The sequence below is a fragment of the Cellulosimicrobium sp. NPDC057862 genome (genome assembly GCF_042797035.1).
Taxonomy (GTDB): domain Bacteria; phylum Actinomycetota; class Actinomycetes; order Actinomycetales; family Cellulomonadaceae; genus Cellulosimicrobium.
The window spans coordinates 132,993-145,988 of record NZ_JBHVMH010000005.1; the positions used below are offsets into that span (position 1 = coordinate 132,993).

The 12,996-nt window shown below is 75.3% G+C and carries 11 protein-coding genes; 5 read left to right on the forward strand and 6 right to left on the reverse strand.

What is annotated here, in order from left to right:
- Nucleotides 1-31: 31 nt before the first annotated feature.
- Nucleotides 32-1,708 (forward strand): tRNA (N6-isopentenyl adenosine(37)-C2)-methylthiotransferase MiaB, encoded by a 1,677-nt coding sequence (gene miaB / locus ACFVN3_RS09170; RefSeq protein WP_378232482.1) that lies wholly within the window; start codon nucleotides 32-34, stop codon nucleotides 1,706-1,708.
- Between the two features lie 54 nt (nucleotides 1,709-1,762).
- Here the strand turns inward: miaB and ACFVN3_RS09175 are convergent, their stop codons facing one another.
- Both ACFVN3_RS09175 and ACFVN3_RS09180 read right to left on the reverse strand, forming a co-directional pair.
- Nucleotides 1,763-2,275: a YbjN domain-containing protein gene (locus ACFVN3_RS09175; RefSeq protein WP_378232483.1), complete on the reverse strand. Its 513-nt coding sequence runs from the start codon at nucleotides 2,273-2,275 to the stop codon at nucleotides 1,763-1,765.
- Nucleotides 2,272-2,868 carry a YbjN domain-containing protein gene (locus ACFVN3_RS09180; RefSeq protein ID WP_378232484.1) on the reverse strand — a complete coding sequence of 199 codons (597 nt, stop codon included), beginning with the start codon at nucleotides 2,866-2,868 and terminating at the stop codon, nucleotides 2,272-2,274. Before ACFVN3_RS09180 ends, ACFVN3_RS09175 begins: the two co-directional genes overlap by 4 nt.
- A gap of 211 nt (nucleotides 2,869-3,079) precedes the next feature.
- On the opposite strand from ACFVN3_RS09180, the gene ACFVN3_RS09185 reads away from it, so the two are divergent.
- Nucleotides 3,080-3,700 (forward strand): hypothetical protein, encoded by a 621-nt coding sequence (locus tag ACFVN3_RS09185; protein ID WP_378232485.1) that lies wholly within the window; start codon nucleotides 3,080-3,082, stop codon nucleotides 3,698-3,700.
- Here the strand turns inward: ACFVN3_RS09185 and ACFVN3_RS09190 are convergent.
- From ACFVN3_RS09190 to ACFVN3_RS09200, 3 genes are read right to left on the reverse strand one after another with little or no spacing between them, the layout of a single operon-like run.
- A complete protein-coding gene (locus ACFVN3_RS09190; protein ID WP_378232486.1) occupies nucleotides 3,690-5,765 on the reverse strand; it encodes a hypothetical protein in 2,076 nt (691 codons plus the stop codon). The two genes, ACFVN3_RS09185 and ACFVN3_RS09190, sit on opposite strands and share 11 nt — an antisense overlap.
- The gene (locus ACFVN3_RS09195; protein ID WP_378232487.1) at nucleotides 5,762-7,729 is read right to left on the reverse strand and encodes an HSP90 family protein; all 1,968 of its coding nucleotides are present in this window, start codon (nucleotides 7,727-7,729) and stop codon (nucleotides 5,762-5,764) included. Before ACFVN3_RS09195 ends, ACFVN3_RS09190 begins: the two co-directional genes overlap by 4 nt.
- Nucleotides 7,726-8,226 (reverse strand): YbjN domain-containing protein, encoded by a 501-nt coding sequence (locus ACFVN3_RS09200; protein WP_378232488.1) that lies wholly within the window; start codon nucleotides 8,224-8,226, stop codon nucleotides 7,726-7,728. Before ACFVN3_RS09200 ends, ACFVN3_RS09195 begins: the two co-directional genes overlap by 4 nt.
- Nucleotides 8,227-8,403: 177 nt before the next feature.
- Between ACFVN3_RS09200 and miaA the strand changes: the two genes are divergently transcribed.
- Complete coding sequence (gene miaA / locus ACFVN3_RS09205) at nucleotides 8,404-9,459, forward strand: tRNA (adenosine(37)-N6)-dimethylallyltransferase MiaA (protein WP_378232489.1); 1,056 nt, start codon at nucleotides 8,404-8,406, stop codon at nucleotides 9,457-9,459.
- Entirely contained in the window at nucleotides 9,456-10,511 is a 1,056-nt protein-coding gene (gene dapF, locus ACFVN3_RS09210) for a diaminopimelate epimerase (protein WP_378232491.1), read from the forward strand. Before miaA ends, dapF begins: the two co-directional genes overlap by 4 nt.
- A gap of 48 nt (nucleotides 10,512-10,559) precedes the next feature.
- Here dapF and ACFVN3_RS09215 read toward each other — a convergent pair whose 3' ends face one another.
- On the reverse strand, nucleotides 10,560-11,249 hold the full coding sequence (locus ACFVN3_RS09215; RefSeq protein ID WP_378232493.1) for a class I SAM-dependent methyltransferase: 690 nt from the start codon (nucleotides 11,247-11,249) through the stop codon (nucleotides 10,560-10,562).
- A 158-nt stretch (nucleotides 11,250-11,407) separates the two neighbouring features.
- Here ACFVN3_RS09215 and hflX point away from each other — a divergent pair, with 158 nt between their 5' ends.
- Entirely contained in the window at nucleotides 11,408-12,955 is a 1,548-nt protein-coding gene (hflX, locus tag ACFVN3_RS09220; RefSeq protein ID WP_378232494.1) for a GTPase HflX, read from the forward strand.
- Nucleotides 12,956-12,996 lie beyond the last annotated feature (41 nt).

Sequence of the window (12,996 nt, forward strand, 5' to 3'; positions counted from 1 at the left end):
CACGGCACCCGGCGCCGTACCCTGGACGGTGATGTCCACGATCGCCCCCGCCCCCGTCCCGGCCGCACTCGCACCCCGCGCCACCCCCGGTGCGCCGGCCGACGACGCGCACCCGCGCACCTACGTCGTCCGCACGCTCGGCTGCCAGATGAACGTCCACGACTCCGAGCACATGGCGGGGATGCTGGAGCAGGCGGGCTACACGCGCGCGAGCGCGGACGACGAGGCCGCGAACCGCGCCGACGTCGTCGTGATCAACACCTGCGCGGTGCGGGAGAACGCCGCGACGCGTCTCTACGGGAACCTCGGCCAGCTCGCCTCGGTGAAGGCCGCACGGCCCGGCATGCAGATCGCCGTCGGTGGCTGCCTCGCCCAGAAGGACCGGGGCACGATCGTCGAGAAGGCGCCGTGGGTCGACGTCGTGTTCGGCACGCACAACCTCGACGCGCTGCCCGTCCTGCTCGAGCGCGCGCGCCACAACGACGCCGCGCAGGTGGAGATCGCCGAGTCGCTCCAGGTGTTCCCGTCCACGCTGCCGACCAAGCGCGAGTCGGTCTACGCCGGCTGGGTCTCGATCAGCGTCGGCTGCAACAACACGTGCACGTTCTGCATCGTGCCGCACCTGCGCGGCAAGGAGCGGGACCGCCGCCCGGGCGAGGTCCTCGCCGAGGTCGGGGCGCTCGTCGAGGCCGGAGCCATCGAGGTCACCCTGCTCGGCCAGAACGTCAACAGCTACGGCGTCGAGTTCGGCGACCGCGGCGCGTTCGCCAAGCTCCTGCGCGCCTGCGGGACGATCGAGGGCCTCGAGCGCGTCCGCTTCACGTCGCCGCACCCCGCCGCCTTCACCGACGACGTCATCGCGGCGATGGCCGAGACGCCGAACGTCATGCCCCAGCTCCACATGCCGCTCCAGTCGGGGTCCGACCGGATCCTGCGCGCCATGCGCCGCTCCTACCGCTCCGAGCGCTTCCTCGGCATCCTCGACCGCGTACGGGCCGTCATGCCCGACGCCGCCATCACGACGGACATCATCGTCGGGTTCCCCGGGGAGACCGAGGAGGACTTCGCGGAGACGATGCGCGTCGTCGAGGCCTCCCGCTTCTCCTCGGCCTTCATGTTCCAGTACTCGCCCCGCCCCGGGACGCCCGCCGCGACGATGGACGGCCAGCTCCCCAAGGAGGTCGTGCAGGAGCGCTTCGAGCGGCTCCAGGCGCTCCAGGAGCGCATCGCGGGCGAGGAGTCGGCCCGTCAGGTCGGCCGGACGATCGACGTGCTGGTCGGCGAGGGCGCAGGCCGCAAGGACGGCGCGACGCACCGCGTGACCGGTCGCGCCCCCGACAACCGGCTCGTCCACCTCGCGCTCCCCGCCGACGTCGTGCCCACGGCGACCGACGACGCCGCGCCGCCGTCGTCCGCTGCGGCGCCCGGGTCCGCGGACCCACGCCTCGCGGACGACCTCGACGCGCGCCTGCCGCGGCCCGGCGACGTCGTCACGGTCGAGGTCACGCGCTCCGCGCCGCACCACCTCATCGCCGACTCGGCGCTCGCGGGCGGCACGTTCGCGGTGCGTCGCACCCGCTCCGGCGACGCGTGGGCGAAGCGCGAGCGCGCCCGCCTCGGCGGTGGCGACGACGACCACGGGCACGGGCACGGCGGCGGCGCCCCGTCCGGCCCCGTCGTCCTGGGCCTCCCCACGCTCCGGGCCTGAGCCGCCGGTCGCTCCTGCGGACCGGCCGCGCGTGCCCGGCCGTGACGCCCGCCGTCAGTCGTCCAGGGTTCCCGGGGGGAGCTGCGCGCCGATGGCGTGGAAGAGCTGCACGGCGGTCCCGAGACCGCACGAGACGGTCTGCGCGAGCTGGTCGTCGGTCGCGCCGTGCTCGAGGTCCACGGAGACCTCGGCGTAGAGCGCGAGCCGACCCGCCTCCTCGCGGACGTAGACCTTGGGCCAGATGCGCTCGCGGTTCCAGTCGTTGACGGCCTGGAGGGTCACGAGCCGTGACTCGAGGGGGAGCGACGTCGACCAGCGGCCCCGGACCTGGAGGATCTCGGAACGGTCGCCGAGCAGCAGGAACCAGAACCGGTGCCCGTCCCACGTCCCGGTGATGTCGCCGTCGTCGTCCACGCGGAAGTGGTAGCCGCGCCGCGTGAGGTGGTCGCCGATGCGCGCCATCGACAGCGCGCGCGGCAGCTCCTCCTCGCGCGGGAGCGAGTCGGGCGCCTTCGGGCGGCGGTTGCCGAACAGGCGCGTGAACCAGTTGATGCGGGCCTGCGTCATGGCGCCTGCCTCGCGGGGTCGGGGTAGAACTCGTCGAGCGCGTCGAAGAACATCGACCCGGTGCTCAGCCCGCACTGGAGGAGCTGGTCGAGCTGGTCGTCCGTCACCCCGTGCTCGAGGTCCACGGTCACCTCGGTGAAGACCTGGATCATCCCGTTGTCGCGCACGCGCGTGTAGGTCTTGGGCCAGATCCGGTCCGCGTTCCACTCGTTGCAGAACTCGAGGATCTCCTCCAGCCGCTCGAGCGCGAGGTCACGGTTCCACTGGCCCCGGACCTGGAGGATCTCGTCGCCGTGGCCGAAGAGCAGGAAGTAGAAGAGCCGGCCGTGCCAGAGCCCGCCCACGTCGCCGTCGGAGTCGACGAAGTAGCTGTAGCCGCTGTCCGTGATCCACTCGACGACCCGAGAGAGCGCCAGGGGGGTGGGGGGACGCAGCACGTCGGTCGCGACCTGTCCCAGCTCGCGCGCCAGGAGGTCCTCGACCTGCGACTGGAGCTCGTCCCCGGCACGGCCGGGCGCCGCCCCGCCGTCCGGAGCCTCGCCGGGATCACCGTCCCGCCGGTCGTCGTCGTCCCGCGCCCCGAAGAACCTCACTCACCCACCGTACTCGCGCGCGCCCCCGGACGTCGCATCGCGGACCTCGTCCGTGGCCGCCCGTGGCAGCGGGCCTGGGTCGCACAGGCGGTTGCGCGCGACGTCGGCACGGCACGGTCCCGTCGCGTCGCCGCGTGCACCCGGGTGGTGCCGTCGACTGCCGCCGTCCGGGATGATCCGACGTCGTGCCGACGACGGCTACGGTGGGCCCGTGACCGTCCGCGCCGTCGTCCTGCCCGGTACCCCGCTCCTCGTCCCCGGCGCCGCGGGCGACACCACGGTGCTCGACGACACGCGCGCCGCGGCGCTCGCGGCGCTGGGCCGACTCGTGGACGGTGTCCGGTCCGCGCAGGGCGACGGGCGTGCGCCCGTGGTCGTCGTCGCGCCGGGAGCCGCGCCGACGCGGGGTCCGGCGCGGGCGTCGCTCGCTGCGGCGGGCGTCGCGGACGCCTGGCTCGACACCACGTGGGCCGTCGCGACGCGTCCGCGCGCGCGGGACTGCCCGGTGGCGGGAGCGGCCGCGTCGGTGGGGCTCCTCGCGCTGGCCGGCGCGGGCTGGACGGGCCCCGTCGACGTCGTCGAGCTCGACGACGCCGACGCGCCCACCGCGCACGCGCTCGGCGCGGGCCTCGCCCGGCAGGGCGCGCGCCTCGTCGTCGTGCACGACCCGCGGAGCTCGGCGCCGGACGCGGTGCTCGCCGGGTTCGGCGCCGCGCCCGATACCGGGCACCGTCACGTCGCGACGGGGGAGTACGAGCAGCGCCGCTACGAGGTGCGCTGGTACGACGACGTCGGCTCCGCCTCTCCGGCCGGCGGGTCCGTCAGCCGCTGAGCCCCGCGCCGACGGCCGCCGCGTCCTGCTCGCGACCGAGGCGACGCAGGGTCGCGACGAGCTCGTTCGCGACCAGCGTCCGCGCGTCGCGGTCGTGGACGATCGCGAAGCCCTCCATCGCGGACTCGAGGAGGTCGACGGCCTCCGCGTCGGCACCGGCCTCGCAGCGGGAGCGCCCCGCGAGCCAGAACGCGTGGGCCGCGTCCCCGACCTGCCCTGCGCGCGCGAACTCCTCCGCCACGGCCTCGGCGAGCGTGGCGGCCGCGTCGAGCTCTCCCGCGGTTGCCAGCAGGCGAGCTCGGGTGTCCCGCAGGTCGCGGCGCTCCTTCTCGTCGGCCGCCGCGTCCCGCTCGACGAGGTCGGCAGCACGCGGGACCTGCTCGGCGACGGCGGAACCCGCCGCGTCGAGGTCGTCCAGCGTGCGCTGGAGCTGCGCGAGCGCTCCGGTCACGTCGCCGCGCCCGGCCTCCAGGCGGGCGTACGCACGGACGACGGGGCCGACGAACCGGGGTGCGATCCCGCCCGCGCGCACCAGCGCGAGGGCGTGCACGAACGCCGCGGCGGCGCCCTCGTCGTCGCCCTCGACCGCGGCGAGCTGGGCCGCCTCGGCGAGCGCAAACCCGGCCCGGTCGAGGTGGCCCGCCGACTCCAGCAGCGCCGACGCGCGCCGCAGGAGTTGCGCCGCGTGCACCGGGTCCTCGTCCGCGACGTCGTCGGCGAGCGCGAGCAGCCCCTCGGCGTCGACGGGATCGGCCGTGACGTCCCCGGGGTGCTCAGTGCGGTGCTCGGTGCCGTGCTCGGTGCCGTGCGCACTGTGGGAGGCCGCGCTGCCGAGGACCGTGCCCGTCGCGTCCCCGGGGGGCGGCGGGGTCGCGCCGGCCGGCGAGGACGTCGCCGTGTCGTCTGCCGCGCCTGCGCCGCCCACGGCCCGGCCGGACGGAGCTCCCGCCGGGGGCTCGGGCACGGCCGAGAGGACCGAGAGGTCGACGGGCAGCGAGCGCGACCCATGGCTCCACGCGGCGCGCAGGCGCTCGGACGCGGCGCGCGTGCCGTTGCGGGCGTCGAACGCACCTGCGAGCCCGGCCGCCTCGCGGCGGGCCCAGTCGTCGAGCTCCGCGACGGTGGTCGCGGGCACGTCGCGCAGGGCGAGCGGCGCGTCCGCGTGCTCGGCCCGCAGCACGCCTGTCGCGACGCTCACGCTCGTGAGGAAGCCGAGGCGGTCGCCCGGCGAGTCGGTCTCGGTGAGGAACGCCTGGTGCTCGCCGAGCAGGCGCAGCGCGCGCGACGCGTTGCCCGTGCGCGCGAGGAACTCGACGTGCCTGCCCTTCGGGCCTGTCATCGACACACCGGTGTCGAGGTGTCGCAGGCCGCGCCGGTGCGTGCGGGCGGCGGCCTCGGCGTCACCGACCTCCACGTACGCGAGCTGGAGGTGAGAGAGCATGTCTCCGGGCTCGGTCGCGCACGAGGGCGACCCCTGGAGCACCTGCTCGAGCAGCCGGATGCCCTCCTCGTGGCGCCCCGTCTCGAAGAGGTACGCGGCGCGGTCGCCCGGCTCGCACGCCTCGCACTGGGAGTACTCGTCCCGCGGGGTCGCGACCCACGCGCGATACGCGTCCTCGACGTCCGCGGCGCCCCGCTCGCGGGCCCACTCGAAGCGCTCCAGCTCGACGGCGTTCGTCCCGTTCCCCGCGAGCGCGTAGCGCCGCGCCATGTCGTCGAGCGTGCGCTCGATCTGCGCGGCGGGAACCGTGGGGAACTCCATGAGGTGCCCGACCATCCACTTGAACGACCAGAAGAGCGAGTGCGCGTCCTCGGCGTCGAAGTGCTCGGGGTGCTCGTCCCACCAGCGGAGCATCTTGGTGAACGGCAGGTAGGCCTTGGTGACCTCGCCGCCCCAGACGAAGGACTCGACGAGGACGAAGAGCGCGTACGCGCGCGCCCCGTCGGGCCCCTCGGCCTCGACGCGCTCGACCTCGGCCGCGGCGGCCGTGGAGCGGGCGAGGCCGTAGGGCATGCGGCGGACGTCGTACAGCGCGGCGTTCACCTGGTCCACGGACCGGGTCATCGGGTCTCCTCGTCGGTGTTCTGGTCGGAGTGCTGGTCGGGGCGAGGGGCCGCGAGGGCGCGGGCCAGCAGGAGCGACAGCGAGTCGTTCATGAGTGCCGCCTCGACAGGCTGGAGCGCCTTGCCCGACGCCAGCACCGCGGTCACGTACAGGGACCGGGCACCCGCGGCACGGACCTCCGCGTCGGGGCTCGCGAGCAGGTCTCGCACCGTGTCGTTCGCGTCGTTGAGGACCAGCCGACGGGGGCGGGCCGGGCCGCTGAGACCCGCGAGGATCTCGCCCCACAGGTCGTCCGTCTCGGCCACGCGGGCCGCCTCGCGCGCGTGGTCGCCGTCGCGGTCGTGCAGCAGCATCGCGGGCAGGGCGTCCGGCTCGTACCGGCGCAGCACCACGTCGCAGTCCTGCTCGGCGAGCGCGGCGTCGACCGACGCGAGCGCGTCCGCGACCTCGAGCTCGCGCAGCGGCTCGACCTCGGCGAGGACGTGCGCGACGTCGGTGGCGGAGACCGGCGACAGCCTCCACTGCGGGAACCGCGCCGCGACGCGCTCGAGCAGGTCCGCGTCGTAGACGTACCCGCCGTTGACGACCGCCAGGCCTTGGGCGGCCGCGACCGGGGCGATGCGGCGGAACTCCTCGACGCTCGCGGAGTAGAGCAGGCGGCCCTCCGGGTGAGCCTCCGCCAGGTCGGCGAGCGTCCCCGTCCCGGCGGTCGTCTCGAACGGCAGCACGCGCGCCGCGACGTCGAGCATCTCGTCGTCGGTGAGCGCGAGGGCCCGGACCGCGAGGTGGTGGGTCTCCAGGAACCGCCGCGCGAGGACGGTGTCCGCCGCGAGCGTCTCGAGCAGCCACCGGCGGACCTGCGCGCCCAGCGCGTCGCGGGTCGCGAGCAGGACCTCGTCCTCGTACAGGCCCTCCCGGGACGCCGTGGGACGCAGCACGGACGCGTCGAGGACGCACCGGACGAAGAACGCCCACGGGGGCAGCAGGTCGTCGACCGCGCTGCCGAGCAGCATGCGCTTGAGGTACACCCGGTGCCGCGCCGTGGTCGTCGGTGCGACCGCGGCCGGGAGCACGTACGCCACGCCGGACAGGCCCGCGAGGGGCAGGTCGAGGTCGATCCGGGCGAGCGGGCCGAAGCCCAGCGTCCGCTCGGCGTACCCCGCCAGGGCCGCGTCGCGCGCGGCGGGCGTCGGGTGCGCGGCCCGCCAGGGGAGCTCGTCGCCGCTCAGCCGGCGCAACGCGACGGGGCCGTCCGCGCCCGTCGCGTCCCCGCCGTCGAGCCGCGTCTCGACGAGCAGCTCGACGGGCAGGAGCGAGCCGAAGTCCTGCGCGAGCGCGACCACCGTCTCCGGTGCGAGCCAGTGCTCGGTGTCCCGGCGCGGGCGCAGCCGCACGACGCTCCCCGGATCCGCGGGCGCGTCCGGGTCGTCCGGGCCCAGCTCGACGAGCTCGTACCGCCCGTCCGCCCGGCCGCGCCAGCGGACAGGGGCCGCCCGTCCTCCCGAGGGCGACGGGCGGGCGGAGCGTGACACGAGCTCGATCTCGTCGGCGACCATGAACGCCGAGAGCAGCCCGATGCCGAACTGGCCCAGGAACTCCTCGCGCCCCGAGCCCAGCTCGACGTCGCGCTTGGAGCTGCGCCCGATGGTCGCGAGCAGCTCCTGCGCCTCGACGCGGGTCAGGCCGACGCCTGAGTCGTGCACCTCGAGACCGCCGTCCGGGAGCGGGCGCAGCAGGATGCGGCTCGGGGCCTCCGGGCCCTCCAGGGCGACCCGCGCCGTGATCGCGTCGACCCCGTTCTGCAACAGCTCGCGCAGGTACACGCGCGGGCTGGAGTAGAGGTGCCGGGCGAGGAGGTCCACGACGCCCCGCAGGTCGACCTGGAACGCCGCCGTCGCCTCCCCGCCCGGGGCCGTGCCGTGCGGGTCGCCCCCGCCGTCGGTGCGCTCGTGCGCCGCGCTCACCGCGCCTCGACGTCGGCGGTGCCGTCGGTGACCACGCCCTGCGCCGCCGTGTCGGGGAAGCGCTCGTCGAGCGCGTCGAAGAACTGGAGGCCCGTGAAGAGGCCGCACTCGACGAGCTGGCCGAGCTGGTCGTCCGCCGCGCCGAACTCGAGGTCGGTCGCGACCTCGGTGTACACAGCGACCTGGTCGTCCTCGACCCGCGTGTAGACCTTGGGCCAGATCTTGTCGCGGTTGAACTCGTTGGCGACGAGCACGACCTGCGCCTCGGCGGCTGCGGGCAGGGTCCGGTTCCACCGGCCGCGGACCTGGAGGATCTCCTGCTTCTCGCCCATGAGGAAGAAGAAGAACACCTTGCCGTCCCAGTTGCCGCCGAGGTCTCCGTCGGAGTCGACGAAGTACTTCCAGTCGCGGCTCTTGAGGAACGCCTCGACCCGCTCGCGCGTCAGCGGCGCGTTCTGGCTCGTCGGGGCGGCGTCCGGCTTGGTGAAGAAACCCATGTCTCGAGTCCTTGTCGTCGGTGTCAGGGTCCGTGCACCGCCCGCGAGAGGGCAGGTCGGGGCACGCGACGGGGTTGGGTGGCGGGCCCGCGAGCATGCGGACCGTCCACCGGACACACTACGCATCACCGCCCACACGACCCAGGTCCGGGCCACCCGGCCGGTACCGTTGCGCGGGTGAAAACCGAGCACGACCCGACCGGCGCGCGGGACGGGGGCGATCGGCGCGACCGCCGCGTCGTCGTCGCCGTCGTGGGCCCGACCGCCACCGGCAAGTCGGACCTCGCCCTCGACCTGGCCGAGCGGCTGTCCGTCCCCGGGGTGCCGGCGGAGGTCGTCAACGCCGACGCCTACCAGCTCTACCGCGGCATGGACGTCGGCACCGCGAAGGTCCCCGTCGACGAGCGCCGCGGCGTGCGCCACCACCTGCTCGACGTGATCGACCCCGTCGAGGACGCGTCGGTCGCGCGCTACCAGGTCGAGGCCCGGCGCGTGCTCGACGAGATCGCCGCGCGCGGGGCGCGCGCCGTCGTCGTGGGCGGGTCCGGCCTCTACGTGCGCGCGCTCCTCGACGACATGCGGTTTCCCGGTACCGACCCCGCTGTGCGCGCGGCGCTCGAGGCCCGCGCCGAGGCCGAGGGGACGCGTGCGCTCCACGACGAGCTCGCGCGGCGCGACCCCGCGGCCGCCGCGAGCATCGGCCCCGCCAACACGCGACGGGTCGTCCGTGCCCTGGAGGTCATGGAGCTCACGGGCGAGCCCTTCACGGCGAACCTCCCGCGGCAGGCCTACGTGCGCCCGACCGTCCAGGTCGGTCTCGACTGCGACCGCGAGGTCCTCGACGCGCGGGTGGCCGGACGCGTCGACCGCATGTGGGCGCAGGGGCTCGTGGACGAGGTGCGCCGTGTCGAGGCGCAGGGCATGGGCCGCACCGCGCGCCGCGCCGTCGGGTACGCCGAGGTGCTGGCCGCGCTCCACGGGGAGACAACGGAGGACCTGGCGCGCGAGGCGGTCACGGCCAACACACGTCGCCTCGCGCGCAAGCAGATGGGCTGGTTCGGCCGCGACCCGCGCGTGCACTGGCTCGACGCGCAGTCCCCGACCCGCGTCGAGGACGCGCTCGCGCTCGTGGCCCGGGCCGACGAGCGCGCGGACGCCGTCGCGCGGGGCGAGGTCCCCGAGCCGGACGAAGCGGACAGCGACGCCCCGGTGCGCCGTAGTCTGGGCTCATGACGCGCACCCGCTTCACCAAGGGCCACGGGACCCGCAACGACTTCGTGCTGCTCGCGGACACGAAGGGCGAGCTCGACCTCACGCCGGAGCTCGTGCGCGCGCTCGCCGACCGCCGCGGCGGGATCGGTGGTGACGGCGTCATCCGCCTCGTCCCGACGGCGCTCGTGCCCGAGTCGCGCGAGGTCCTCGCCGAGGACCCGCACGCCATCTGGTTCATGGACTACCGCAACGCCGACGGCTCCGTGGCCGAGATGTGCGGCAACGGCGTGCGCGTGTTCGCCGCGTTCGCCGAGCGCCTCGGGCTCGTGAGCTTCGCGGGCGGGACCGAGATCCCCGTCGGGACGCGCGCGGGCGTCAAGCGGGTGCGCAAGGAGGCCGACGGCTGGTTCGCGGTCGACATGGGCCCGTGGTTCCTGCCCGGCGGCCGTCCCGCGCTGCACGACGGCTACGACGCGACGGTGGTCGTGCGCGGCTGGGAGGTCCCCCGCCCCGCGCTGAGCGTCGACCTCGGCAACCCCCACACCGTGCTCGCCGTCGCGCGCGAGGACCTGCTCGACCGCGCGGACCTCACCGAGGCGCCCGTCGTGGAGCCGCGCCCGCCGCACGGGACGAACGTCGAGCTCGTGGTGCCGCTGGGCGAGACGACGGCCGACGACGGCACGCTCGTCGGGCGCGTCCGCATGCGCGTGCACGAGCGCGGGGTCGGGGAGACGCCGTCGTGCGGCACCGGCGCGTGCGCCGCGGCGCTCGCGGTCCGCGTCTGGGGCGGCCCGGACGCGCCGGACACCTGGCTCGTCGACGTCCCGGGCGGGACCGTCCGCGTGAGGGCGCTCGACGGGGACCGGGTCGAGCTCGCGGGGCCCGCCGAGCTCGTGTACTCGGGCGAGGTCGACCTCGCGTCGTTCCTGCCCGCCCCCGCCTCGGCGAGGGCCGAGGACGCCGACGGCGACGCGACGTCCGAGGGCGACGACGGGTCGGAGGGCGCCCCGCGCGCGGACACCGGTGAGGTCGTCCCCGACGGGGCGCAGGACGCGGAGCGCACCACGGTCTGACGGGCAGCCGCGACGCGCGTCCGCCTGGCGGGCCGGTCGCGACCGGGCTCAGCCCGGCGCCACGACCTCCAGGACCCGGAAGCCCTTCGCGCTCGCGGCGCGCTCGACGACCGCGCCCGGCAGGAGCGGCGGCAGGGCCTCGGCGAGCCAGCGCTGGAGCGAGTCCGACCCGAGGTTGCGCTGCACGACGAGGTGCGCGCTCGCGCCCGGCGCGAGGCGTGGGAGCCAGTGCAGCAGCATCGCGTGGAGGACCTCCTTGCCGACCCGGATCGGCGGGTTGGACCACAGCGCGGCGAACGCGACGTCGTCGGGCACGTCCTCGGGGACGACGGCACGGACGTTCGTCAGGCTCAGCCGCTCCGCGTTGCGCCGCACGAGGTCGAGCGCGCGCTCGTTGACGTCGACGGCCCACACGGTCGCGTCCGGAGCCTCGAGCGCCATGGTCAGCGCGACGGGGCCCCAGCCGCAGCCGAGGTCGAGGACGTGCGCCGGGCCTGCGCTTGCCCGGGTCGCCACGACCTCGGCGAGCGGCGGGGTGGTGCGGAGCAGGACCTGCGTGCCCAGGTCGAGGCGACCGGGGGAGAAGACGCCGGACGCGACCTCCACCTCCACGTCCCGTCCGGCCAGGCGCACGGAGATCGTGCGGCGCTCGGCGGCGGATGCCGGCTTCGCGGTGAAGTAGTGGTCGTGCGAGCCGTCCTGCGCGGGGTCGGCGGCGGAGTCCTGGTCCTCGGTCACGTCGGCCGATCCTACGCGGGGACGTCGCGCGGCGACGGCGACCCGGGCCGTCGGCACGGGCCTCACCCGCTTATCCGCTGGCCCCGGGACGATTTCCCGTGCCACGCTTGTTCAACTACCACGGCGCACGAGCGCCGCTCCCTGACGAAAGGCGGCACATGACCCAGAGCCCAGCGACCCCCACCCCGGCTCAGGACGAGCCGACCGGCGCGACGCGGGACATCGCGAGCGACGTCGTGGCGCGGGTGCTCGCTCGGGCCGGGACGGCGCGCGCCGAGGGCGGGACGGTCCACGCACGGCACGACGGCGAGCAGCTCGAGCTCGAGGAGCGCAGCGCGCTGCGCCGCGTGGTCGGTCTCTCGACCGAGCTCGAGGACGTCACCGAGGTCGAGTACCGGCAGCTCCGCCTGGAGAAGGTCGTGCTCGTCGGGCTCTGGAGCCCCGGGTCCGACCCGCGCGAGGACGGCGCGCCCTCGTCCGCGCAGGAGGCCGAGATCTCGCTGCGCGAGCTCGCGGCACTCGCCGAGACGGCGGGCTCCCAGGTACTCGACGGCGTGATCCAGCGCCGTGCGAAGCCCGACCCGGGCACGTACCTCGGCTCCGGCAAGGCCGCCGAGCTCGCCGACGTCGTCGCGGCCAGCGGCGCGGACACCGTCGTGATCGACGGCGAGCTCGCGCCCTCCCAGCGTCGTGCGCTCGAGGACATCGTCAAGGTCAAGGTCATCGACCGGACCGCGCTGATCCTCGACATCTTCGCCCAGCACGCGAAGTCCCGGGAGGGCAAGGCGCAGGTCGAGCTCGCCCAGCTCGAGTACCTCCTCCCGCGCCTGCGCGGGTGGGGCGAGTCGATGTCCCGGCAGGCCGGCGGCCAGGTCGGCGGCGCCGGCGCGGGCATGGGTTCCCGTGGTCCCGGTGAGACGAAGATCGAGCTGGACCGCCGCCGCATCCGCAACCGCATGGCGAAGCTGCGCCGCGAGATCCAGGCGATGACCCCGGGCCGGGAGACCAAGCGCGCGTCGCGCAAGCGGCACGCGATCCCGTCCGTCGCGATCGCCGGGTACACGAACGCGGGCAAGTCGAGCCTGCTCAACGCCATCACGGGCGCGGGCGTGCTCGTCGAGAACGCGCTGTTCGCGACCCTCGACCCGACGGTGCGCCGCACGCGCACCGAGGACGGCCGGGTCTACACGCTCGCCGACACCGTCGGGTTCGTGCGGGCCCTGCCGCACCAGCTCGTCGAGGCGTTCCGCTCGACCCTCGAGGAGGTCGGCGACGCCGACCTGCTGCTCCACGTGGTGGACGCGTCCCACCCCGACCCGGAGGGCCAGATCGCGGCGGTCCGGCACGTCCTGGCCGACATCCCGGGCGTGGAGGACGTGCCCGAGGTGATCGTCCTCAACAAGGCGGACCTCGCGGACCCGGAGACGATCGCGCGCATCCGCCTGCGCGAGCGGCGCACGGTCGTCGTGTCGGCGCACACGGGCGAGGGGATCGAGCACCTGCGCGAGCTCATCGCGCACGAGCTGCCCCGACCCGACGTCGAGATCGACGTCGTGGTGCCGTACCACCGGGGCGACCTCGTGCACCGCGTGCACACCGAGGGCGAGATCGACCACGAGGAGCACACGCCCGAGGGCACGCTCCTGCGCGGGCGCGTCGCCCAGGCGCTCGCGACCGAGCTCGTCGGGGCCTCGACCCAGGGCTGAGCGCGTCGCGCCCGGGGGACCCGGCCGGGCGTCCTCCACGA